Annotated in this window: 23 protein-coding genes and 1 riboswitch; of the genes, 18 read left to right on the forward strand and 5 right to left on the reverse strand. The window is 62.3% G+C overall.

Features of this window, described 5'->3' with window-relative positions; genetic code table 11:
* Positions 1 to 29: 29 nt before the first annotated feature.
* Both ftsB and ispD read left to right on the forward strand, forming a co-directional pair.
* Positions 30 to 314: a cell division protein FtsB gene (gene ftsB / locus IB234_RS08255; protein WP_043306928.1), complete on the forward strand. Its 285-nt coding sequence runs from the start codon at positions 30 to 32 to the stop codon at positions 312 to 314.
* Positions 311 to 1,021 carry a 2-C-methyl-D-erythritol 4-phosphate cytidylyltransferase gene (gene ispD / locus IB234_RS08260; protein WP_192316401.1) on the forward strand — a complete coding sequence of 237 codons (711 nt, stop codon included), beginning with the start codon at positions 311 to 313 and terminating at the stop codon, positions 1,019 to 1,021. Before ftsB ends, ispD begins: the two co-directional genes overlap by 4 nt.
* Positions 1,022 to 1,053: 32 nt before the next feature.
* On the opposite strand, the gene IB234_RS08265 is transcribed toward ispD, so the two are convergent.
* On the reverse strand, positions 1,054 to 3,180 hold the full coding sequence (locus IB234_RS08265) for a methyl-accepting chemotaxis protein (protein WP_192316403.1): 2,127 nt from the start codon (positions 3,178 to 3,180) through the stop codon (positions 1,054 to 1,056).
* 180 nt (positions 3,181 to 3,360) lie between these two features.
* On the opposite strand from IB234_RS08265, the gene IB234_RS08270 reads away from it, so the two are divergent.
* Positions 3,361 to 4,173: a M48 family metallopeptidase gene (locus tag IB234_RS08270; RefSeq protein ID WP_192316405.1), complete on the forward strand. Its 813-nt coding sequence runs from the start codon at positions 3,361 to 3,363 to the stop codon at positions 4,171 to 4,173.
* 12 nt (positions 4,174 to 4,185) lie between these two features.
* Here IB234_RS08270 and IB234_RS08275 read toward each other — a convergent pair whose 3' ends face one another.
* The 3 genes from IB234_RS08275 to rne form a co-directional block, all read right to left on the reverse strand.
* On the reverse strand, positions 4,186 to 4,629 hold the full coding sequence (locus IB234_RS08275) for an ester cyclase (protein WP_192316407.1): 444 nt from the start codon (positions 4,627 to 4,629) through the stop codon (positions 4,186 to 4,188).
* A gap of 102 nt (positions 4,630 to 4,731) precedes the next feature.
* The gene (locus IB234_RS08280) at positions 4,732 to 5,310 is read right to left on the reverse strand and encodes a TMEM165/GDT1 family protein (RefSeq protein WP_192317762.1); all 579 of its coding nucleotides are present in this window, start codon (positions 5,308 to 5,310) and stop codon (positions 4,732 to 4,734) included.
* A 91-nt stretch (positions 5,311 to 5,401) separates the two neighbouring features.
* Positions 5,402 to 5,519: riboswitch (yybP-ykoY riboswitch) on the reverse strand.
* Positions 5,520 to 5,644: 125 nt separating this feature from the next.
* Complete coding sequence (rne, locus tag IB234_RS08285) at positions 5,645 to 8,677, reverse strand: ribonuclease E (RefSeq protein WP_192316409.1); 3,033 nt, start codon at positions 8,675 to 8,677, stop codon at positions 5,645 to 5,647.
* 592 nt (positions 8,678 to 9,269) lie between these two features.
* On the opposite strand from rne, the gene rluC reads away from it, so the two are divergent.
* The 3 genes from rluC to sppA are packed head-to-tail and all read left to right on the forward strand — an operon-like array spanning position 9,270 to position 11,893.
* Positions 9,270 to 10,223 (forward strand): 23S rRNA pseudouridine(955/2504/2580) synthase RluC, encoded by a 954-nt coding sequence (gene rluC / locus IB234_RS08290; protein WP_192316412.1) that lies wholly within the window; start codon positions 9,270 to 9,272, stop codon positions 10,221 to 10,223.
* The gene (locus tag IB234_RS08295; protein ID WP_318651992.1) at positions 10,216 to 10,926 is read left to right on the forward strand and encodes an HAD-IIIA family hydrolase; all 711 of its coding nucleotides are present in this window, start codon (positions 10,216 to 10,218) and stop codon (positions 10,924 to 10,926) included. The genes rluC and IB234_RS08295 overlap by 8 nt, the downstream gene beginning before the upstream one ends.
* The gene (gene sppA / locus IB234_RS08300) at positions 10,916 to 11,893 is read left to right on the forward strand and encodes a signal peptide peptidase SppA (protein ID WP_192316416.1); all 978 of its coding nucleotides are present in this window, start codon (positions 10,916 to 10,918) and stop codon (positions 11,891 to 11,893) included. Before IB234_RS08295 ends, sppA begins: the two co-directional genes overlap by 11 nt.
* A gap of 58 nt (positions 11,894 to 11,951) precedes the next feature.
* Here the strand turns inward: sppA and IB234_RS08305 are convergent, their stop codons facing one another.
* Complete coding sequence (locus tag IB234_RS08305) at positions 11,952 to 12,530, reverse strand: Maf family protein (protein WP_192316418.1); 579 nt, start codon at positions 12,528 to 12,530, stop codon at positions 11,952 to 11,954.
* 106 nt (positions 12,531 to 12,636) lie between these two features.
* Here IB234_RS08305 and IB234_RS08310 point away from each other — a divergent pair, with 106 nt between their 5' ends.
* From IB234_RS08310 to IB234_RS08365, 12 genes are all read left to right on the forward strand, one after another.
* Positions 12,637 to 13,164 (forward strand): YceD family protein, encoded by a 528-nt coding sequence (locus IB234_RS08310; RefSeq protein ID WP_192316420.1) that lies wholly within the window; start codon positions 12,637 to 12,639, stop codon positions 13,162 to 13,164.
* A gap of 13 nt (positions 13,165 to 13,177) precedes the next feature.
* Positions 13,178 to 13,360, forward strand: a complete 183-nt coding sequence (gene rpmF, locus IB234_RS08315) for a 50S ribosomal protein L32 (protein WP_021700475.1) — start codon at positions 13,178 to 13,180, stop codon at positions 13,358 to 13,360.
* 3 nt (positions 13,361 to 13,363) lie between these two features.
* Positions 13,364 to 14,371, forward strand: coding sequence for a phosphate acyltransferase PlsX (gene plsX / locus IB234_RS08320; RefSeq protein WP_263864187.1), 1,008 nt, complete (start codon positions 13,364 to 13,366; stop codon positions 14,369 to 14,371).
* Positions 14,372 to 14,558: 187 nt separating this feature from the next.
* Positions 14,559 to 15,497 carry an ACP S-malonyltransferase gene (gene fabD / locus IB234_RS08325; RefSeq protein ID WP_192316423.1) on the forward strand — a complete coding sequence of 313 codons (939 nt, stop codon included), beginning with the start codon at positions 14,559 to 14,561 and terminating at the stop codon, positions 15,495 to 15,497.
* Between the two features lie 17 nt (positions 15,498 to 15,514).
* Entirely contained in the window at positions 15,515 to 16,258 is a 744-nt protein-coding gene (gene fabG / locus IB234_RS08330) for a 3-oxoacyl-ACP reductase FabG (protein ID WP_192316425.1), read from the forward strand.
* A gap of 180 nt (positions 16,259 to 16,438) precedes the next feature.
* On the forward strand, positions 16,439 to 16,672 hold the full coding sequence (gene acpP / locus IB234_RS08335) for an acyl carrier protein (protein WP_021700471.1): 234 nt from the start codon (positions 16,439 to 16,441) through the stop codon (positions 16,670 to 16,672).
* Positions 16,673 to 16,781: 109 nt separating this feature from the next.
* Entirely contained in the window at positions 16,782 to 18,026 is a 1,245-nt protein-coding gene (fabF, locus tag IB234_RS08340; RefSeq protein WP_192316428.1) for a beta-ketoacyl-ACP synthase II, read from the forward strand.
* Positions 18,026 to 18,841 (forward strand): aminodeoxychorismate lyase, encoded by an 816-nt coding sequence (gene pabC, locus IB234_RS08345; RefSeq protein ID WP_192316430.1) that lies wholly within the window; start codon positions 18,026 to 18,028, stop codon positions 18,839 to 18,841. Before fabF ends, pabC begins: the two co-directional genes overlap by 1 nt.
* A 3-nt stretch (positions 18,842 to 18,844) precedes the next feature.
* Positions 18,845 to 19,882 (forward strand): endolytic transglycosylase MltG, encoded by a 1,038-nt coding sequence (gene mltG / locus IB234_RS08350; RefSeq protein ID WP_192316432.1) that lies wholly within the window; start codon positions 18,845 to 18,847, stop codon positions 19,880 to 19,882.
* A gap of 9 nt (positions 19,883 to 19,891) precedes the next feature.
* Positions 19,892 to 20,524: a dTMP kinase gene (tmk, locus tag IB234_RS08355; protein ID WP_192316434.1), complete on the forward strand. Its 633-nt coding sequence runs from the start codon at positions 19,892 to 19,894 to the stop codon at positions 20,522 to 20,524.
* Entirely contained in the window at positions 20,517 to 21,503 is a 987-nt protein-coding gene (locus IB234_RS08360; RefSeq protein WP_192316437.1) for a DNA polymerase III subunit delta', read from the forward strand. Before tmk ends, IB234_RS08360 begins: the two co-directional genes overlap by 8 nt.
* 34 nt (positions 21,504 to 21,537) lie before the next feature.
* Positions 21,538 to 21,894: a PilZ domain-containing protein gene (locus tag IB234_RS08365; protein WP_043310025.1), complete on the forward strand. Its 357-nt coding sequence runs from the start codon at positions 21,538 to 21,540 to the stop codon at positions 21,892 to 21,894.
* The last annotated feature ends 23 nt before the right edge of the window (positions 21,895 to 21,917 follow it).

Raw genomic sequence — 21,917 nt, forward strand, 5'->3', positions numbered from 1 at the left:
GCCCTTTTCGTATGGATACTCGCGTTCCCATGTCTAACAAAGCGCCCTACTGGCTGTTCGTCGCGCTCGTGCTGGTTCTGGCTGGCCTGCAGTACCGCCTGTGGGTGGGTGACGGCAGCCTGGCCCAGGTCACCGAGCTGCAGCGGCAGATTGCCGATCAGCAGGGCGAGAACGAGCGCCTGCTCGAGCGCAACCGCATCCTCGAAGCCGAGGTGCTGGAGTTGAAGAAGGGCATGGAGACCGTCGAGGAGCGTGCCCGTCACGAACTCGGCATGGTCAAGGAAGGCGAAACCCTCTACCAGCTGGCCGAATGAATACTCCCGCGATACCTTCCTTCTGGGTAGTGATCCCCGCCGCCGGCATCGGCTCGCGCATGCGTGCCGACCGTCCCAAGCAGTATCTGCAGCTGGCCGGGCAAACCATCCTCGAACATACCCTCCACTGTTTTCTCGATCATCCGCAGCTGCGGGGCCTGGTGCTCAGCCTGGCGGTGGACGATCCCTTCTGGCCGACGCTGGCGCTGGCCAATGATCCACGCATCCAGCGTGCCGAGGGCGGTGCCGAGCGCGCCGACTCGGTGTTGGCCGGCCTGCTGCGCCTGCTGGAGCTGGGCGCACAGCCGGACGACTGGGTGCTGGTGCACGACGCCGCGCGGCCCAACCTGGCGCGCAGCGATCTCGATCTGCTGCTGCAGGAGCTGGCCGATGATCCGGTTGGTGGCCTGCTGGCCGTGCCGGCGCGCGATACGCTCAAGCGTGTCGGCGCCGATGGCCGGGTGGCGGAAACCGTGGATCGCAGCCTGATCTGGCAGGCCTACACGCCCCAGATGTTCCGCCTGGCGGCCCTGCATCGGGCGCTGGCAGACGCGCTGGTGGCTGATGTGGCGGTGACCGACGAGGCCTCCGCCCTGGAGTGGGCCGGATTGGCACCGAAGCTGGTGGAGGGCAGGGCGGACAATCTGAAGATCACCCGCCCGGAAGACCTCGAATGGCTGCGCCAGCGCTGGGCGCACAAGACCTGACAATCTAGCTGCCTAGATCGTCAGGTGGCCTTTTACACCCTGAACTGATTGATCAGCCGCCGCTGCTGCTCGGCCAGCTTGGTCAGCTCGGCGCTCGCCTGGCTGGCCTCGTCGGCGCCGCCGGCCACCTCGCCGGCCACCTGGCCGATATTGGTGACGTTGCGGTTGATGTCCTCGGCCACCGCGCTCTGCTCCTCGGCGGCACTGGCGATCTGGGTGTTCATGTCGTTGATCACCGATACCGCCTGGGTGATCGATTCCAGCGCCTGAGCTGCAGCCTGGGCCTGCTGCACGCTATCGTCGGTGCGCGCCTGGCTCTGCTCCATCACGTTCACCACCTCGCGGGTGCCGTTCTGCAGCTGCTGGATCATGCTCTGGATCTCTTCGGTGGCCTGCTGGGTCTTCTGCGCGAGGTTGCGCACCTCATCGGCCACGACGGCAAAGCCGCGACCTTGCTCGCCGGCGCGTGCTGCCTCGATGGCGGCGTTGAGCGCGAGCAGGTTGGTCTGCTCGGCGATACCTCGGATCGCCACCAGGATGGCATTGATGTTCTCGCTGTCCTTGGCCAGCGTCTGCACTACGCCAACGGCACGGCCGATCTCGCTGGCCAGGGCGGCAATTGCCTTGGAAGTACCCTCGACGATGCGTTTGCCGTCGTTGGCCGAGTGGTCCGCGTGGTTGGCTGCCTCGGCCGCCTGGGTGGCGTTGCGTGCCACGTCCTGGGCAGTGGCGCTCATCTCCTGTACGGCGGTGGCTACCTGATCGATCTCCGCCATCTGCTTTTGCACGCCCTGGTTGGTGCGAATGGCGATATCGGCGGTGTGTTCGGAGGAGTCACTGACCTTCTGTACCGAGGTGACCACGTCGCGGATCATGCTCTGCAGCTTGTTGAGGAAGGTGTTGAAGCCGTTGGCTATCTGCCCCAGTTCGTCGGCGCGATCCACCTGTAGTCGCACGGTGAGATCGCCGTCGCCCTTGGCGATGTCGTCGAGCATACCGACCATCTGCCGCAGCGGGCGGGCGATGCCGTAGCCGACGAACCAGATGACGATCAGGCCGAGGGCAGCGATCAGGAGTCCCACTACGCTCATGCCGAAGATGTCCTGATTGCGCTGTTCTGCCAGCTCCTCCTGCAGCTTGATCAGGTCGGCATAAACGGCACTCCGCGGAAGCTGCAGAAGCAGGGTCCAGCGAGTCTGGGTGTCGCCGATGGTGAAGGGCATCAACAGCTGGATCAGGTCCTTTGCATCGTCTTCGCTGAAGTGGGCCTGGCCTGCCTGCAGGCCCTTCAGATCGCCGAGGTTGCCGATCACCTGCTCACTGGGCTCTCCGAGCTTTCCAGCGTCCGGAGTGAAGGCCACCAGGCGGCCATTGCTGGAGATCAGCGCCATTTCTCCTGCGCCTTCATAGAGTTGGGCATCGGCGGCTTTCAGCAGCTCCTGGATGAAGTCCAGAGCCAGGTCGGCACCGACTACACCGCGAAATTGTCCGTTGACCAGAATTGGCACGTTGAACGATGCCATCATCACCATCTTGCCATTCATCTCATACGGGGCCGGGTCAATGATGCAGGTGCCCTTGGTCTCTCTTGGGCACAGGTAGTACTCCCCGGCGCGCACGCCAGTGGGTAGCAGTTTGGGATTCTCCATGTCGGAGCCCAGGGGCTCCACGGAAGGTTGGCCATCCTTGCGGTACCACCAGGGCATGAATCGGCCGCTGTCGTCATAGCCGGGCTGATTCGCGTACAGGTTGTCGTCCTGGTCGAAGGCGTTGGGCTCCCAGCCAACATAGACGTCGAGCAGCTTGGGATTCTTGACCACGGCGTTGCGCAGCAGGTTGTTCAATTCCTCGCGGCTTATGCCAAACAGGGCGGAGCCGCTCGCATCGGTCTCGCCCATCAGAGCGTTTGTCTGGGCGATGTTCCCGGCCACCGCCAGCGGGTACTCCAGCTCGCGCTGGATCTGACTGACCTGTGCCTGTGCCAGGGTCTTCAGGCGATCTTCGATGATGTGCTGAAGCAGACCTTCGGTCTGTTCGCGCACGGTTTGCTGGGTCCGGGCTCCCGAGAACAGCGAGTACAGCACCAACGCCACAACGACGGCCAGCACGCTGGCACCTGCGAGGAACGCGACGGAAAACTGGATGGACTTGAATCGCATAGGGACTCCCATGGCGTGGTTTCTGCGCCTGTCCCTGGCTTATCGGCAGCTCACGAGCAATTCATGAGCCGTCCTGCAACTAGAAAAGATGGCGTATTGTCTGAGTGCAAGTATCTGTCGTGGGTGATGCTCTCACCGACATCCAGCATATGATTCATGCATTACCGTCTGGAGATTTCCATGCACAGTCTGCTCCGCTTACCCGTCTTGGGCGGCCTTTCACTCCTCGTTGCGTGCCAGGCCGTCAATACCACCAGTGGCGGAGCGGTTGGGGTCGAGCGCAAGCAGTACATGTTCAGCATGCTGTCCGCTCAGGAGGTCGACAGCATGTACGCCCAGGCCTATCGGCAAACGCTTGACGAGGCAGCTGGTCAGGGCGCGCTGGACTCGACCAGTGCGAACGCCAGGCGCGTCAGTGTCATAGCCAAGCGGCTTATCGCCCAGGCTCCGGTGTTCAGGGCGGACGCTGCAGAGTGGGACTGGCAGGTCAATCTGATCAAGAGCGACGAGCTCAACGCCAACTGTGGTCCGGGCGGCAAGATCATCGTGTACAGCGGTTTGATCGATCAGCTCCGTCTGACCGACGATGAACTGGCTGCGGTGATGGGGCACGAGATCGCGCATGCGTTGCGCGAGCACAGTCGCGAGGCCATGTCCAAGGCCTATGGCGTGCAAATGGCGACTCAGCTTGGGGCGGTTCTAGGTGTCGGTGATGGTGGCCTGCAGCTCGCCAATACCGGAGTGGAGTATCTGATGACTCTTCCCAACAGTCGGGCAAATGAGAACGAGGCCGACGTCATCGGTCTAGAACTGTCCGCCCGCGCTGGTTACGACCCCAACGCCGCGATAAGCCTCTGGCAGAAGATGAGCCAGGCCGGCGGCGGGGCGCCTCCGGAATTCATGAGCACCCATCCGTCATCGGGTAGTCGTATTTCCTCGCTCGAGGCGGCGATCCCAAAAGTGCTGCCCCTGTACGAGCAGGCTAAGCGCTAGAGAGTGCTCTTCCTAGGGCTGGGCCTTTTCCGTGACAGAGCGGGTTGTCAGGCCGAACTGGGCTCGAAAGCTTTCCATGTCGAACATGGTACAGATTTCGCGGATGCTGCCGTGGGGCGTCAGGGTCCAGAAGGCCATCGCCGAGATGCTCAGCACCTTGTCACTGGCGGGGTAGCCCATCGCCGGGCTGGCCAGGGTGCCGATCAGGGTGCTCCAAGTCACTACCTTGTCGCCTTCCGCCACGCATTCCTCGATCACCACTTCCAGATCAGGCATGGCATGGCGAATCTCCTGAACCATGCGGGAGAATGCCGAGCTACTCAGCGGCCGATCATTGAACGAGCTCTTGTAGATGAAGTCGGGGCCATGCATTTGCTCGGCAAGTGCCAGGTGGCCCCGGTTCCAGCTCAAGTCGACATGCTGGCGGACGCGCTTCTTCATTTCTTCCAGGGACATGTACTGCTCCTTCAGCACTGGAACTGCGCGATTCGCCAGCAGATTACCAACGCGAGGACAATAAGGGTGGGCCGCCTGGTCGCTCGTTTCCGCCGTTCGGCATCAGAGCCCCCCGAGCAGTCCGAGGGCCTGGCAGGCGGCGTAGATGGCCAGCGCGAGGAAGGCGAGCGCGGCCAGCTTGCGGATGAGTGCCAAGGGCAGGCGGTCTGCTGCGAAGTTGCCGGCCAGCACGACTGGTACGTTGGCGATCAGCATGCCGAGCGTAGTTCCTATGACTACCATCAGGAAGTCGGGATACTGCGCCGCCAGCATCACCGTGGCGATCTGGGTCTTGTCGCCCATCTCCGCGAGGAAGAAGGCGATCAGGGTGGTAAGGAAAGGGCCGAAACGCTTGAGGTGGGACTCGTCTTCGTCGAGCTTGTCGGGAATCAGCGTCCACAGTGCAACGGCTGCGAAACATGCTGCGAGAATCCAGCTCAGTGTGGTTTGCGAGAAGAAACTGGCAACCCAATTGCCTACCGCGCCGGCGGCGAAGTGGTTGGCTAGCGTAGCCAGGACGATGCCCCAGATGATTGGCCATGGCCGGCGAAAGCGACATGCCAGCAGCAAGGCGAGGAGCTGCGTCTTATCGCCGATCTCGGCGAGGGCAACGATTCCGGTGGGGACGAACAGGGATTCCAACATCAGGCGTTCCTAAGGGGCGGGTTTGACTGTTCTATGACACGTACTACCTCCCCGCCCCGGGTGAGGTGTGCGTGTCATAGGTCTTGTCAAACCTCTCAGGCCGCAAAGGCCTTGGGTCGCATGCGCCATGCTCTGCGGAGCAAGTGTGTTGACGCACGCCAAGTGAGCCGAGGGCTCGCGGGAGACTACTCCCCTAGGACGGCGCGAATTCTGCCGTAAACGTCCAAAGCTCGCAAGGGCGTTGCCGAAGCATTTCAATCGCAGGAATCAAAGTGCAGAGGCATAAAAAAGGGGGGATGCGTCTGCATCCCCCCCTTGTTGTCCCGCAGTATCAGATCTGCGGTTTGCCTTCCTGCTCTTCCTTGTCCGTAGGCAGGGTAGCCTCGGCTTCGGAAGCGCTTGGCGGTAGCTGCTCAGGAACATCGGCTGCCACTTTGGCTACCTGCTCGCGGACAGCTTCGGCCGGTGGGGGTTCGGCTGCTGAGTTGGCTTCAGTGATCGGAGTCGTTTCGGCAGTCGGGGCAGCCTCGATTGCAGGAGACGCTTCCGCCGGAGTAGCCTCGGTGGCTTGAGCGGCGGCTGCCGCTTCTGCTGCTAGACGGCGGCGGCGCACCTCGCGCGGATCGTTGGCAGCACGTCCTCCGCTATTCTGCGGCGAGGCTTCCGGGGCCGCCTGCTCCACCGGTGCGGAAGCTTCGATCGGAGCTTCAACGGCGGGAGTAACCGGAGTCTCTTCGGTAGAAGTTGCTTCCACTGTTGGCTCGGTAACGATTACCGGGGCTGGGGCGGGCTCTTCGGCTGCTGCCGGGCTGACTTCTGGCTGTTGCGGTTGTTCCGCGCTTGAGGATTGCTCCGGCTGGGCCTGGGCCTCCTCGGCAGCTACGGTTACGGCAACGGCCGCCGCCACGGCAGCGCTTTCGGCGGCAGTGGTGGTGGCGCCTTCGCTGCCAGCGTCGACAGCTTCTGCGGCTTCTTCACCATCATCGACAATCGGATTGCCATCGGCGTCGCGCAGGCGCTCGCGGCGGTTGCTGCGGCGACGCTGGCCACGAGAGCGACGGCGCGGACGATCGCCGCCTTCACCGCCTTCCTGATCGTCGTCGGCCTGCTCACCGTTCAGCAGCACTTCTTCTTCGCTGCCTGCTTCGGTCTGCTCGGCGCGCGGTTGACGCTCCTCACGCGGAGGGCGCGGCTGGCGCTCTTCGCGCGGCTTGCGCTCGGCACGCTGTTCCGGCTGTTGCTCCTGCTGCTCTGCAGGGTTGGCGGCAACGGCGTCCAGCGGGTCACGCAGCTCGCGGCGGCGCTCCTCGCGGGGCTCGCGGCCTTCACGCGGCTGGCGTTCGCCACGCTCGCGGCGGTTTTCCTGGCCTTCACGCGGCTCACGGGGCTCACGAGCTTCGCGCGGTTGACGCTCTTCGCGAGGCTGGCGCTCTTCACGGGCTTCACGCGGTTGGCGTTCCTCGCGCGGCTCGCGGGCCTCACGAGGCTGGCGCTCTTCACGCGGTTTGCGCTCTTCGCGTTCGCCACGCTCGCTGCGCTCACCGCGTTCACGGTTGCCACGGCCATCGCGACGGTTCTGCTGACGGTTTCCGCGACGCTCGTCGCTGCGCGGCTTGCGCTCGGCAGGCTTGGCTTCGGCAACCGGCTGCGGCTCTTCTTCCTTGCCGGCGAACAGGCTGACCAGACCCTTGACCAGGCCTTTGAACAGGCTTGGTTGCGGAGTCGGCGCGGCCGGTGCCAGCGGGGCAGCCGGAGTCGGCGCGGCAGGGCGCGGCGGGGTGGTTTTCAGCGCAGCTTCCTGGCGCACCAGGGTGCGAGTGGCGCTGGCTGGCTGGGCGTCTTCGACTTCCGCAGCAGCCATTTCATAGCTGGATTGGCCGCTCATCACTTCCGGGCTGTCGTCGCGCAGGCGCTGGACTTCGAAGTGCGGGGTTTCCAGGTGGTCGTTCGGCAGGATCACGATGCGCGCACGGGTGCGCAGCTCGATCTTGGTGATGCTGTTGCGCTTCTCGTTGAGCAGGAAGGCGGCAACCGGGATCGGCACCTGGGCGCGAACCTCGGCGGTGCGGTCCTTCAGGGCTTCTTCCTCGATCAGGCGCAGGATGGCCAGCGACAGGGATTCGACGTCGCGGATGATGCCTTGGCCGTTGCAGCGCGGGCAGACGATGCCGCTGGTCTCGCCGAGGGACGGACGCAGGCGCTGGCGGGACATTTCCAGCAGGCCGAAGCGCGAGATGCGGCCGACCTGAACGCGGGCGCGGTCGGCTTCCAGGGCTTCGCGGACCTTCTCTTCCACGGCGCGCTGGTTCTTGGCCGGGGTCATGTCGATGAAGTCGATGACGATCAGACCGCCGATGTCGCGCAGGCGCAGCTGGCGGGCGATCTCTTCGGCCGCTTCCAAGTTGGTCTGCAGGGCGGTTTCTTCGATGTCGCCGCCTTTGGTCGCACGCGCCGAGTTGATGTCGATGGACACCAGGGCTTCGGTCGGGTCGATGACGATGGAGCCGCCGGACGGCAGTTTCACTTCGCGCTGGAAGGCGGTCTCGATCTGGCTTTCGATCTGGAAGCGGTTGAACAGCGGCACGCTGTCTTCGTACAGCTTGATCTTGCTCGCGTACTGCGGCATGACCTGCTGGATGAAGGCCAAGGCTTCTTCCTGGGCTTCGACGCTGTCCACCAGTACTTCGCCGATGTCCTGGCGCAGGTAGTCGCGGATGGCGCGGATGATGACGTTGGATTCCTGGTAGATCAGGAACGGTGCGGCGCGATCCTTGGAAGCATCCTTGATGGCGGTCCACAGCTGGATCAGGTAGTCCAGATCGAGCTGCAGCTCTTCGCTGGAGCGGCCCAGGCCGGCGGTGCGCACGATCAGGCCCATGTCGCCAGGGGCGTTGAGGCCGTTCAGCGCTTCACGCAGTTCGTTGCGCTCTTCGCCTTCGATGCGACGGGAGATGCCGCCGGCACGCGGGTTGTTCGGCATCAGGACCAGGTAACGACCGGCGAGGCTGATGAAGGTGGTCAGGGCGGCGCCCTTGTTGCCACGCTCTTCTTTCTCGACCTGGACGATGACTTCCTGGCCTTCCTTCAAGACTTCCTTGATGTTGACGCGGCCGCCTTCAGGAGCCTTGGAGAAGTATTCGCGGGAGATTTCCTTGAGGGGCAGGAAGCCGTGGCGCTCGGCGCCGAAGTCGACGAAGGCCGCTTCGAGGCTAGGCTCGACGCGGGTGATGCGGCCCTTGTAGATGTTGGCTTTCTTCTGCTCACGGGCGCCGGACTCGATGTCCAGGTCGTAGAGCTTCTGGCCATCTACCAGAGCGACACGCAACTCTTCGGGCTGAGTTGCGTTGATCAGCATTCTTTTCATGTTGTACCAATGGTTTCCGGGCTGCCGGAAACGGCGTTTGGCACACACGACTCTCACGGTCGGTGTCAGGGTGCGTCTTTCGGAGTGGTCGTAAGTCACTCCGGTGTCCAGCGGTCAGGCCAATGGGGCCGGGGCCGCGACAACGCTCCTGTTTGCTGTGGTGACAGAAGCACTCAGTCAGGGGAGGAATCAACCGGTCGGTGCGGACGAATGTGAAGCGTCTTGGTAATGCGTGTAGCTACGCTGTCCGACGGTTGTGCATCTCCACCCTACACGTATCGCTGAAATCGGGTGCCGCTCGCTGAATCCGTAGCGGGTTTGCATTACCGCAGGCTGGGCCTGCGCGTCTTGTCGAGCCTGGTCGCGAATTCTGCGCTCAAGGCTCTTTGGCTCAAGGCTTTGTTTCCGAAATTCATCGCGTTTGTGCGGCGAGATTCCCGTCGGACGGCCTCACGTCCTGAAAGGGTTGCGCTCGGCAGGGGTGGCAAGGTTGTCAATCACCCGCTGGCCGGGCCGCTTTTGGCGGCGTTCGCGACTATAGCAGCAATGATTAAGTGCTTCAATTCCATAAAAAATTGTTATGATCGCGGCCATGACTACAGACAATTCTCCAACCTCCGGCGTCCAGCTGCTTGAGGTTGCGCCGGACCATGCCGGCCAGCGTATCGATAATTTTCTCCTTGCCCGCCTCAAGGGTGTGCCGAAAACCCTGATCTATCGCATCCTGCGCAAGGGCGAAGTGCGGGTGAACAAAGGGCGGATCAAGCCCGAGTACAAGCTGCAGGCTGGCGATATCGTGCGGGTTCCGCCGCTGCGCCTGGCTGAGCGTGACGAGCCGGTGCCGCTGGCGCAGAGCCTGCTGGAGCGCCTCGAGGCGGCCATCGTCTATGAAGACAAGGCGCTGATCGTGCTGAATAAGCCGGCCGGTATCGCCGTGCACGGTGGTAGCGGCTTGAATTACGGGGTGATCGAGGCCTTCCGCCAGCTGCGTCCGGATGCCAAGGATATCGAGCTGGTCCACCGCCTGGATCGCGATACCTCGGGCCTGCTGATGATTGCCAAGAAGCGCAGCATGCTGCGTCATCTGCACGAGGCGCTGCGCGGCGATGGTGTCGACAAGCGCTACATGGCGCTGGTGCGTGGCAGCTGGCCGGCCTCGAAGAAGAAGGTCGCCGCACCGTTGCTGAAGAGCAACCTGCGCTCCGGTGAGCGCATGGTCGAGGTCAATCCCGAGGGCAAGGAAGCGCTCACCGAGTTTCGCGTGCTGCGCCGCTTCGGCGAGTTCGCCACTCTGGTCGAGGCCAGTCCCATCACTGGGCGTACACACCAGATCCGTGTGCATGCCAAGCACGCCGGGCATTCGATTGCTGGCGACCCCAAGTACGGCGACGAAGAGTTCACTCGCGAAATCCGTGAGCTGGGCGGCAAGCGCCTGTTCCTGCATGCCTATCAGTTGAAAATCGAACTTCCGGATGGTCAGCGCCTGGAACTCGAGGCAGCGGTGGGCGAGGTATGGGCGCAGACGCTGGAGCGCCTCGGTGTCTGACTCTCGCTCGTCGAACTATCAGCTGTTGATCTTCGACTGGGACGGCACGCTGGTCGACTCCATCGGGCGCATTGTCGAATCCATGCATCGTGCCGCCGATTCCTGTGGGCTGCCGCAGCTCAGCGATGAGGCAGTCAAGGGCATCATCGGGCTGGGTCTGCCGGAGGCGATCCGGACGCTATATCCCGAGCTGGGTGAGGCGGCGCTGGTCGAACGCTTCCGCGTTGGCTATGGCGAGCATTACATTGCCCTGGAAAACGAGCCCTCGGCACTGTTTCCTGGGGTTGAGGAGTCGCTGCAGGCTTTTCGCGAACAGGGCTATCAGTTGGCGGTGGCGACTGGCAAGAGTCGCCGTGGGTTGCACCGGATCTTGGAAGGGCGTGGCTGGCTGGATTACTTCGATGTCACGCGTTGCGCGGATGAGACGGCGAGCAAGCCTCATCCGCGCATGCTTCACGAGATACTGGCTCACTGCTCTGTTACTCCGGAACGGGCGCTTATGGTAGGTGACTCTGTCTTCGACCTGCAGATGGCGCGTAACGCCGGCATGGATTCTGTGGCGGTAGGTTTTGGTGCGCAGCCGCTGGACAGCCTGCGCAGCCACGGTCCTCGCCTGGCCATCAATGAATTTCCTGAGTTGCGTGCCTGGCTGGAAGGGCACGCTCCCGTTAGCAATGTCGAGGTAGACGAATATGTCGGATGAATGGAAGGCGTCTGCCGCAGGTGGCGACGAAAAGGCCTGGAAGCTGCTGGAAAAAACCTTGCAAGCCGGCGTGGTGGAGCAGCGTCGGGCTAGGCGCTGGGGTATTTTCTTCAAGTTGCTGGCGTTCGCTTACCTGTTCGGTGCGCTGGCGCTTTTCTCGCCTGCCTTGAAGCTGGGGAAAGCGTCGTCGATGGCGGAGAGTCATACCGCGCTCATCGAGATACGTGGCGCGATCATGGCTGACGAAGAGGCCAGTGCGGACAATATCGTCGGTAGTTTGCGCGCGGCCTTCGAGGATAAGAAGACCAAGGGTGTCGTGTTGCGCATCAATAGCCCGGGTGGCAGTCCGGTCCAGTCCGGTTATGTCTATGACGAAATCAAACGCCTGCGTGGCGAGCACCCGGATATCAAGGTGTACGCGGTGATCAGTGATCTGGGGGCCTCTGGTGCCTACTACATTGCCAGTGCCGCTGACGAGATCTATGCCGACAAGGCCAGCCTAGTTGGCTCCATTGGTGTCACTGCAGCGACCTTTGGTTTCGTCGGGGTGATGGAGAAGGTGGGGGTTGATCGTCGTGTCTATACATCGGGCGAGCACAAGGCCTTCCTCGATCCATTCCAGCCGCCGAAAGAAGAGGAGACTCGATTCTGGCAGAGCGTGTTGGAAACCACTCACAAGCAGTTCATCGAGAGTGTCAAGAAAGGGCGCGGTGATCGACTGAAGGTTGATCAGCACCCAGAGCTGTTCTCCGGGCTGATATGGTCCGGCGAGCAGGCCCTGGAGTTGGGGCTTGTGGATGCTCTGGGCAGCAGCAGCTATGTCGCTCGTGAGGTGATTGGTGCCAAGGAGATAGTTGACTACACCCGCGAAGAGAATCCTTTTGATCGCTTCACCAAAAAGCTCGGCACCAGCGTGGCGGAGCGTTTGGCGTTGTGGATGGGCTTCCAGGGGCCGGTGCTGCGCTGAGTCTTCTTGAAGTCATTGGAAGCCCGGCTTGACCGGGTTTCTTCTTTATATATGGATATCAGGGGATATGGATCCCTTCCTGGTCCAGCATCTGTACCAGGCGGATCAGTGGCAGGCCGACCAGGCTGGTATTGTCCTCGCCTTCGGTGGAGCGAAACAGGCTGATGCCCAGACCTTCCGACTTGAAACTGCCGGCGCAGTCGTATGGCTCTTCTGCTTCCAGATAGCGGCAGATCTGCTCCTCGGTCAGTGGGCGAAAGTGCACAGTGAAGGGCACTACATCAACCTGGCATCGGTCGCTGGCGCTGTTGAGCAGGGCTAGTCCGGTCAGGAAGGTCACGCTGGCACCGCTGGCAGCCATAAGCTGGTTGCGTGCGCGATCGAAGTCGTGAGGCTTGCCGAGGATCTGCGTGCCCAGTACTGCGACCTGGTCCGAGCCGATGATCAGGTGTGCTGGGTTCCGTTCGCTCAGGGCGCGCGCCTTGCTTTCCGCCAGGCGGCGAACCAGGCTGCTGGCGCTTTCGTTGGGGTGTAACGCCTCGTCGACATTGGGTGATGCACAGGAGAAAGGTTGGCGTAAGCGGGTCAGCAGTTCGCGTCGGTAAGGCGAGCTTGATGCGAGTACCAGCGGTAGCATGATTGTTCTCCTGATCGGCCGCGCGATTCTAACGGTCGTGGAGTCCGACGGACAGGGCGGAAATTCCTTTGACAGTGGCAAGGTGCGTCCATAGAATACCGCGCCTATGTCGAATGGGCCGATTCCACCTCACGTTGATCCGCGCAAACTCGCCGATCGTGGTGCCACCCTAGAAGGGGAGATGCCACTGGCCAGTTTCGAGCGACTGTGCGACCCGCTGGCGGACAACGTCGGCAAGGTGCACGCGAAGCTGGTCTTCGAACGTGATGAGCGCCGAGCTGTGAGTATTCACAGCGAGCTCGAGGTTGAGGTCAAGATGGTTTGCCAGCGTTGTCTGGAACTGGTCGCCCTGCCGATCCGCAGCGAATGTGATTATGCGGTGGTGAAGGTAGGAGCGGATACCCAGTCGCTGCCGAAGGGCTATGACGTGCTGGAGGTGGGCGAAGATCCTTTGGATCTGATGACGCTGGTCGAAGATGAGCTTCTGCTCGCTCTGCCCATCGTTCCAGTCCATGCCCCTGATGAATGCCAGCAGCCGGCCGGTGCCAATGAGCCCGAGTCGAGCCGGGACGAGGTATCGAGGTCCAACCCGTTCAGTGTTTTGGCGCAGTTAAAGCGTGACCCAAACGTTTAGGAGTTATTGAGTTATGGCTGTTCAGCAGAACAAAAAATCCCGCTCTGCCCGCGACATGCGCCGTTCCCACGACGCCCTCGAGGCCAATGCCCTGTCCGTAGAGAAAAGCACCGGTGAAGTTCACCTGCGTCACCACGTGTCCCCGGAAGGTTTCTACCGCGGCCGTAAAGTGATCGACAAGGGCGCCGACGAGTAATCCTTGTCCGCTCTGATCGCGATCGATGCAATGGGTGGGGACTTCGGTCCCCATCGCATTGTTCCAGCCTGCATAGCCAGTCTGGCTGAATTCCCCTCGCTTCACCTGGTCCTCGTCGGCCAAGCCCCCGTCCTTGAAGAGCTGATTGCCCGCCATCCGGGTGTTGATCGCGCGCGCTTGCAAGTCGAGCATGCGAGTGAGGTTATCAGCATGGATGATCGCCCGACCCATGCCTTGCGGGGCAAGCCAGATGCCTCCATGCGCGTGATGCTGGAGCTGGTGCGCAGTGGTCGCGCTAAGGCATGCGTCAGTGCTGGCAATACCGGCGCACTGATGGCGCTTTCCCTCTATGTGCTCAAGCCGTTGCCGGGTATCGACCGGCCGGCCATGGTCACGGCTGTGCCTACGGTCAAGGGCGTCTGCCATCTGCTTGATCTGGGCGCGAATGTGGATTGCAGTGCCGAGCAGCTCTACCAATTCTCGGTCATGGGGTCGGTTGTTGCCGAGGCCCAGGGCGTGGAGCGGCCACGCGTAGCACTGCTCAATGTCGGCACCGAGAGCATCAAGGGCAATCAACAGGTCAAGTTGGCCGCTAGCTTGCTGCGGCAGGCCGAAGGGCTGAACTACATCGGTTTCGTCGAGGGCGATAGCCTATATCGTGGTGAGGCCGACGTGGTGGTGTGTGACGGTTTTGTCGGCAACATCCTGCTGAAATCCAGCGAAGGGCTGGTGTCGATGATCTCGGCGCGCATTGAGGCGTTGTTCAATGAAAGCTTGGTGTCCAAGCTGGCTGGTGCGGTGGCATTGCCGTTGCTCAAGCGTCTACAAAGTGAGCTAGCTCCAGCGCGCCACAATGGGGCCAGTTTCCTGGGGCTGCAAGGCATTGTCGTGAAGAGTCATGGCTCGGCTACCGTGGAAGGGTTCCAGAGCGCCATTCGCCGTGCCGTCATCGAGGTACGGGAGAATCTCCCCCAGCGCTTGCATGGTCGTCTCGAGGATCTGTTGTTCTGAGACTCTGGAGGTCTATGTGCCTCGTGTTCATTCGAGGCCGTCTTCTGAACTCCCGGTGATCGAGACTTTCCAAGCCGAAATGTCTGCGACCGGGCTTGTGACCGCCGGTGTAGCGGCTCCATCCAATCTGCAGTTTCCGGTCCGGTATCGCCGTGCCGCTTCCTCCGACTATATAAGGGAAAGTTTGATGTCCTCCTCCCTCGCATTTGTCTTCCCCGGCCAAGGCTCGCAGTCACTCGGCATGCTCGCCGAGCTCGGTGCCCAGCAGGCGCTGGTACATGAAACCTTCGGAGAGGCCTCCGAGGTGCTCGGTTACGACCTCTGGTCGCTGACCCAGCAAGGCCCGGAAGAGCGCTTGAACGAAACCGACAAGACCCAGCCGGCCATTCTCACGGCTTCCGTCGCGCTGTGGCGCCTGTGGCAGGCCGAGGGCGGTGCTTGCCCGGCTTTCGTCGCAGGCCATAGCCTGGGTGAGTACTCAGCCCTTGTCGCTGCAGGCGCCCTAGGTTTTCGTGATGCAGTCAAGCTGGTCGAGCTGCGCGGTCAGCTGATGCAGCAGGCTGTACCTGCGGGGCAGGGGGGCATGGCCGCGATCCTCGGCCTGGAGGATGCCGACGTGCTGGCCGCCTGCGTCGAAGCTGCGCAAGGCGAAGTGGTCAGCGCCGTCAATTTCAACGCGCCGGGACAGGTAGTGATCGCCGGCGCCGCGGCTGCCGTCGAGCGTGCCATCGAGGCCTGCAAGGCGCGAGGTGCCAAGCGTGCCATGCCGCTACCGGTCAGCGTGCCGTCGCACTGTGAGCTGATGCGTCCGGCTGCCGAGAAGTTCGCTGATGCGGTCAACGGCCTGGCCTGGCAGGCGCCGCAGATTCCGCTGGTGCAGAATGTCAGCGCTGCCGTGCCTGCCGATCTGGACACCCTCAAGCGTGACTTGCTGGCCCAGCTCTATAGCCCGGTCCGCTGGGTGGAAAGCGTGATCTATCTAAACTCGCAAGGCGTCACCGAGCTGGTCGAGTGCGGCCCTGGCAAGGTGCTGGCGGGGCTGAACAAGCGTTGCGTCAAAGGCATCAACACCCACAGTCTGGAAACCCCGGATGCTTTCGCCGCCGTGCGCGCGGCGCTGGCCTGAGCCATAAGGAGAGAATCATGAGTCTGCAAGGCAAAGTTGCACTGGTTACCGGTGCTAGCCGTGGTATCGGTCAGGCCATCGCGTTCGAGCTGGGCCGTCAGGGTGCCACCGTCATCGGTACGGCCACTAGCGAAGCCGGTGCAGCTCGCATCGGAGAGGCGCTCAAGGAGCAGGGTATCCAGGGCGCCGGCCTGATGTTGGATGTGGCCAGCAGCGAATCGGTCGAGGCCGTCTTGGAGCAGATCCAGAAGGACTTCGGTGCGGTGGCCATCTTGGTCAATAACGCTGGCATTACCCGCGACAACCTGATGCTGCGCATGAAGGACGAGGAGTGGTTCGATGTCATCAATACCAACCTCAACAGCCTGTTCCGCTTGTCCAAGGCTGTGCTGCGCGGCATGACCAAGGCGCGTTGGGGGCGGATCGTCAACATCGGGTCTGTGGTTGGCGCCATGGGCAACGCCGGGCAGGCCAACTACGCGGCAGCCAAGGCTGGCCTGGAAGGTTTCAGTCGCGCCCTGGCGCGTGAAGTCGGCTCGCGCTCGATCACCGTCAACTCGGTGGCGCCCGGCTTCATCGATACCGACATGACCCGCGAGCTGCCGGAAGCCCAGCGCGAGGCGCTGCTGACCCAGATTCCGCTGGGTCGCCTGGGGCAGGCTGAAGAAATTGCCAAAGTGGTCGGCTTCCTCGCATCCGAGGGCGCAGCCTACGTTACCGGTGCCACGGTTCCGGTGAATGGCGGCATGTACATGAGCTGAATGTGACTCGGTCTTTCGGGAAACTGTCATAAACCCAGTCTAAAGTTCGTTACAAAAGTGCGACCGGCAGAAGACGGCAGTTTCGGAAGGGTCCGGGAAACCGGCTTGAAACTTAGAAAACCCTTTCTATACACTGCAGCCCAGCTGCACGGATTTTTTCCATAGGAGTGAAAACAAGACATGAGCACCATCGAAGAACGCGTCAAGAAAATCGTCGCCGAGCAACTGGGCGTCAAAGAAGATGAAGTGACCAACAGCGCTTCCTTCGTCGAAGACCTCGGCGCCGACTCCCTTGACACCGTCGAGCTGGTGATGGCTCTGGAAGAGGAATTCGAGACCGAGATCCCGGACGAGCAGGCTGAGAAGATCACCACCGTTCAGGAAGCCATCGATTACATCACTGCGCACGCCTAAGCGCCTGTAATCGCCGGTTTTCGGCCCAGAAAAGCCGCACTGCCCGTTAAAGGGCGTGCGGTTTTTCTTTATCGGGCCGGCAAGTTTCAACGAATAAGAGGATTGTGCAGTGTCGCGTAGACGCGTCGTGGTTACCGGTATGGGCATGCTGTCGCCGCTGGGCACCGATGTGGCCAGCAGCTGGCAGGGCATTCTGGCCGGTCGCAGTGGTATTGGCCTGATCGAGCATATGGACCTATCCGCCTTCTCCACTCGTTTCGGTGGGTCGGTGAAGGGCTTCAACGTCGAGGATTACCTGTCGGCCAAGGAGGCGCGCAAGCTCGACCTGTTCATCCAGTATGGTCTAGCTGCCAGCTTCCAGGCGATGCGGGACTCCGGCCTGGAGGTCACCGACGCCAACCGTGAGCGCATCGGTGTGGCCATGGGCTCCGGTATCGGCGGTCTGACCAACATCGAGAATAACTGCAAGTCACTGATGGAGCAGGGGCCGCGGCGCATCTCGCCGTTCTTTGTGCCGGGCTCGATCATCAACATGATTTCCGGTTTCCTGTCGATCCATCTGGGGCTGCAGGGACCGAACTATGCCATCGCCACCGCGTGTACCACGGGTACTCACTGCATTGGCATGGCGGCACGCAATATTGCCTATGGTGAGGCGGACGTCATGGTCGCCGGTGGTGCCGAGATGGCCACCTGTGGCCTGGGCATGGGTGGCTTCGGCGCTGCTCGCGCGCTGTCTACCCGCAACGATGATCCGGCCAAGGCCAGTCGCCCCTGGGACAAGGGGCGCGACGGCTTCGTGCTGTCGGACGGCGCCGGAGCCTTGGTGCTGGAGGAGCTGGAACACGCCAAAGCCCGCGGTGCGACCATCTATGCCGAGCTGACCGGTTTCGGCATGAGTGGCGACGCCTTCCACATGACCTCGCCGCCGGATGATGGCGCGGGTGCCGCTCGCTGCATGACCAATGCGCTGCGTGATGCTGGCATCAACCCGGATCAGGTGCAGTACATCAACGCCCACGGTACTTCCACCTCTGCTGGCGACAAGGCAGAGGCCTGTGCGGTGAAGTCGGTGTTCGGTGCGCATGCCCATCAGTTGTCCGTCAGTTCGACCAAGTCCATGACCGGCCACCTGCTGGGTGCTGCCGGGGCGGTCGAAGCCATCTTCAGCGTGTTGGCCCTGCGCGATCAGGTCGCGCCTCCGACTATCAATCTGGACGAGCCGGATGAGGGTTGCGACCTCGACTTCGTCGCGCACCAGGCCAAACCGCTGGCGATTGACGCGGTGCTTTCCAACTCCTTCGGCTTCGGCGGCACCAACGGTTCGCTGGTGTTCCGTCGCTTCAACGGCTGATGCTGAGCTGGGTTGACGGCCGTCCGGCCACGGAATTGCCTTTGGGTGATCGTGGCCTGGCCTACGGCGATGGGCTGTTCGAGACCATCGCCGTGCACGGTGGCCGTGCCACACTGCTGCCGCGCCATCTGGCGCGCCTGAGCGAGGGGCTGCGGCGCCTGTCCATCGACCTTGATTTGGTTGTTCTGGAGGCCGAGCTACAGGTCTTCTTCAGCGAGCTGGGCGATGGCGTTGCCAAACTGATGATCACTCGTGGCGATGGCTTGCGCGGCTATGCGCCGCCGCACCCCTCACTGCCTCGGCGCATCCTGCTGGGTAACCCTCTGCCCGCATACCCCGCGCGCAATGCCGAACAAGGCGTATGCCTGTACCCCTGCGTCACTCGCCTGGCGGAGCAGCCCCTGCTCGCTGGGCTCAAGCACCTCAACCGTCTGGAGCAGGTACTGGCTCGTGACGAGTGGCAGGATGCCGCTTTCGCCGAAGGGTTGATGCGGGATATGTCCGGGCGGGTGATCGAGGGCGTGTTCAGCAACCTGTTCCTGGTCAAGGATGAGGTTCTGCTGACTCCCGAGTTGTCGCGCTGCGGCGTAGCCGGCGTGATGCGTGCCGAGATTCTGGTGCAGGCCGAGAGCGAGGGTATTGCGCTGCAGGTGCGTGATATCACCTTCGATGAACTGCTGCAGGCCGACGAGCTGTTCGTCTGCAACAGCCTGTACGGTATCTGGCCAGTGCGCGAACTGGCGGGCAGTGTCTGGCCGGCAGGCCCGCTCACCCGTAAACTGCAGGCCATTATTCGCAGTCTGCTGGATGCCTGATTCGTGATTCGCAAGTTGATGCTGCTGCTCGCTGCCGGCCTGGTATTGCTCGTCTTGGCGCTGGCCTTGGCTGGCTGGCGTCTGCACAGTGCCTTGAACCAGCCACTCAAGTTGGAGAGCGAGCGTCTGATCGAGGTTTTGCCTGGTGACACGCCGGGTGGCCTGCTCAATCGCCTGGAGCAGCAGGGAGTGCTCGATGGCGCGTTCTGGCTGCGTCTCTACTGGCGCTTCAACCTGCCTAACCAGGCTTTGCACAGCGGAGAGTATCGCCTGCTGCCAGAGCAGAATGTCCGGGATCTGATCGGCTTGTGGCGCCGCGGTGAGGTGGTGCAGTACAGCCTGACCCTGGTCGAGGGCTGGAGCTTCCGCCAGGTGCGTGCTGCACTGATTCGTCAGGAGAAGCTGGCGCAGAGCCTGGCCACGCTGGACGACCGGGCGCTGATGGAGCGGCTGGGTCTGCCGGGAGTCAGCCCCGAGGGGCGCTTCTTTCCCGATACCTACCGCTACGTGCGTGGCATGAGTGACCTTGATCTGCTCAAACAGGCGCGCACCCGTCTGGATCAGGTACTGGACGAGGAGTGGGCCAGCCGCGCAGATGGACTGCCTTACCGAAAACCCTACGATGCGCTGGTGATGGCGTCGATGGTTGAGAAAGAGACTGGTGTGGCCGAGGAGCGTGGGCAGATCGCTGGTGTGTTCGTCCGTCGACTGCGTATTGGCATGCGCCTGCAGACGGATCCGACGGTGATCTTTGGCCTTGGTGAGCGATATAACGGCAATCTGACTCGTGCTCACTTGCAACAGCCGACGCCCTACAACACGTATGTGATCGATGGCATGCCACCTACCCCCATCGCCTTGGCAGGTCGCGAAGCGATCCATGCCGCGCTCAACCCGGTGGCTGGCAAGAGCCTGTACTTCGTCGCACGCGGCGACGGCAGCCATGTATTCTCGGAGACCCTGGAGCAGCACAACCGTGCCGTGCGCGAGTATCAGCTCAAGCGCCGCGCCGACTATCGCTCCAGTCCCGCGCCCAGATAAGGAAAACCCGTGAGCGGTCTGTTCATCACCCTGGAGGGCCCGGAAGGGGCCGGCAAGAGCACCAACCGCGAGTACCTCGCCGAGCGCTTGCGCGAGCAGGGCATCGAAGTAGTGCTCAGCCGCGAGCCTGGCGGCACCCCGCTGGCCGAGCGCATCCGCGAACTGCTGCTGGCCCCCAGTGACGAGCCCATGGACAGTGATGCCGAGTTGTTACTGGTGTTCGCCGCTCGTGCCCAGCACCTGGCTCGAGTCATTCGCCCGGCCCTGGCGCGCGGCGCTGTGGTGCTCTGTGACCGCTTTACCGATGCCACCTATGCCTATCAGGGGGGCGGGCGTGGCCTGGGTGAGGCGCGTATCGCCGAATTGGAGCTTTTTGTTCAAGGTGAGCTGCGCCCTGGTCTTACCCTGGTATTCGACCTGCCGGTGGAGATTGGCCTTTCCCGCGCCGCCGCTCGTGGTCGTCTGGATCGTTTCGAGCAAGAGGAGCGGGGCTTCTTCGAGGCAGTGCGGCAGACCTACCTGAAGCGTGCCGAAGCCGCACCGGGTCGCTACCGAGTACTGGATGCCGCCCAGTCGCTGGAGTCGGTGCAGCGTTCAATCGATGGGCTGCTGCCAGAAATTCTGGAGCGCTGCCGTGGCTGATGCCTATCCCTGGCAGGCGCAGCTCTGGCAGCAGCTAGCCAGCCGTCCGCGTCATGCTCATGCCTACCTGCTGCACGGCCCCGCCGGCATCGGCAAGCGCGACCTGGCTGAGCGCCTGATGGCGCGCCTGCTGTGCCAGAAGCCCGCTGGCCTGGATGCATGTGGCCAATGCAAAGGCTGTCACCTGCTGGCGGCAGGGACCCATCCGGATGTTTTTGTGTTGGAGCCGGAAGAAGCGGACAAGGCGATCAAGGTCGATCAGGTGCGCGATCTGGTCAGCTTCGTGGTGCAGACTGCCCAGCTCGGCGGTCGCAAGGTGGTGCTGCTGGAGCCCGTGGAGGCGATGAACCTCAACTCTGCCAATGCCCTGCTCAAGAGCCTGGAGGAACCATCCGGTGACACCGTGCTGTTGCTGGTCAGTCACCAGCCCAGCCGCTTGCTGCCGACCGTGAAGAGCCGCTGCGTGCAGCAGGCCTGTCCGCTACCGAGCCATGCCGAGAGTCTGGCCTGGTTGGCCCAGGCATTGCCGGAGTGTGGTGATGAGCAGCGTCTGGAGCTACTGATCCTGGCCGGTGGTTCGCCGCTGATGGCTCGTCGCCTGCATGGTCAGGGTGTGCTGGAGCAGCGCGCCCTGGTGGTCGAGGGGGTCAAGAAACTGCTCAAGCAACAGGCCAGTGCCAGCCAGCTGGCCGAGGCCTGGAAGAATCTGCCGATGGCCATGCTGTTCGACTGGTTTTGCGACTGGGCACAACTGATGTTGCGTTATCAACTGAGTCGCGACGAGGACGGTTTGGGGCTGGCCGACATGCGCAAGGTTGTGCAGTATCTGGCCGACAAGACGCCTCAACACAAGCTGTTGGCGATGCAGGACTGGTTGCTGCTGCAGCGCCAGAAGGTACTGGGCAAGGCCAACCTGAACGGTGCTCTGCTTCTCGAAGCCCTGCTGGTGCAGTGGGCAAGCCTGCCCGGACCGGGCTAGAATCGAAAATCGGATAAGTTGCAAGGAATCATGCATGAGTTTGCCACCGAACCTGGGGCCGCGTAACGGGATACTGTCGCTGACCATCAAGGACAAGTCCGTGCTTTATGCTGCCTACATGCCGTTCATCCGTAATGGCGGGTTGTTCATCCCGACCGCCAAGAGCTACAAGCTGGGTGATGAGGTGTTCATGCTGCTCAACCTGATGGATGAACCGGAGAAGATTCCGGTAGCCGGCAAGGTGGTATGGATCACCCCAAAGGGGGCACAAGGCAATCGTGCCGCCGGTGTCGGTGTGCAGTTCAACGACGGTGACAATACCGCCCGGAACAAGATCGAGACCTACCTGGCGGGTGCGTTGAAGTCGGATCGCCCGACCCACACCATGTAGTGCTGCCTCGCAGGCTTCAAGGC

The sequence above is a fragment of the Pseudomonas sp. PDM16 genome, from assembly GCF_014851865.1.
GTDB lineage: Bacteria > Pseudomonadota > Gammaproteobacteria > Pseudomonadales > Pseudomonadaceae > Aquipseudomonas.

Bases quoted from the DNA above. Each gene is read 5' to 3' on its own strand.
- IB234_RS08365 (WP_043310025.1), top strand. From the start codon at position 21,538: ATGAGTTTGCCACCGAACCTGGGGCCGCGTAACGGGATACTGTCGCTG.
- ftsB (WP_043306928.1), top strand. From the start codon at position 30: ATGTCTAACAAAGCGCCCTACTGGCTGTTCGTCGCGCTCGTGCTGGTT.
- IB234_RS08305 (WP_192316418.1), bottom strand. From the start codon at position 12,530: ATGCTACCGCTGGTACTCGCATCAAGCTCGCCTTACCGACGCGAACTG.
- IB234_RS08270 (WP_192316405.1), top strand. From the start codon at position 3,361: ATGCACAGTCTGCTCCGCTTACCCGTCTTGGGCGGCCTTTCACTCCTC.
- IB234_RS08265 (WP_192316403.1), bottom strand. From the start codon at position 3,180: ATGCGATTCAAGTCCATCCAGTTTTCCGTCGCGTTCCTCGCAGGTGCC.
- rne (WP_192316409.1), bottom strand. From the start codon at position 8,677: ATGAAAAGAATGCTGATCAACGCAACTCAGCCCGAAGAGTTGCGTGTC.
- IB234_RS08310 (WP_192316420.1), top strand. From the start codon at position 12,637: ATGTCGAATGGGCCGATTCCACCTCACGTTGATCCGCGCAAACTCGCC.
- rluC (WP_192316412.1), top strand. From the start codon at position 9,270: ATGACTACAGACAATTCTCCAACCTCCGGCGTCCAGCTGCTTGAGGTT.
- sppA (WP_192316416.1), top strand. From the start codon at position 10,916: ATGTCGGATGAATGGAAGGCGTCTGCCGCAGGTGGCGACGAAAAGGCC.
- pabC (WP_192316430.1), top strand. From the start codon at position 18,026: ATGCTGAGCTGGGTTGACGGCCGTCCGGCCACGGAATTGCCTTTGGGT.
- rpmF (WP_021700475.1), top strand. From the start codon at position 13,178: ATGGCTGTTCAGCAGAACAAAAAATCCCGCTCTGCCCGCGACATGCGC.
- IB234_RS08275 (WP_192316407.1), bottom strand. From the start codon at position 4,629: ATGTCCCTGGAAGAAATGAAGAAGCGCGTCCGCCAGCATGTCGACTTG.
- fabD (WP_192316423.1), top strand. From the start codon at position 14,559: ATGTCCTCCTCCCTCGCATTTGTCTTCCCCGGCCAAGGCTCGCAGTCA.
- fabG (WP_192316425.1), top strand. From the start codon at position 15,515: ATGAGTCTGCAAGGCAAAGTTGCACTGGTTACCGGTGCTAGCCGTGGT.
- ispD (WP_192316401.1), top strand. From the start codon at position 311: ATGAATACTCCCGCGATACCTTCCTTCTGGGTAGTGATCCCCGCCGCC.
- acpP (WP_021700471.1), top strand. From the start codon at position 16,439: ATGAGCACCATCGAAGAACGCGTCAAGAAAATCGTCGCCGAGCAACTG.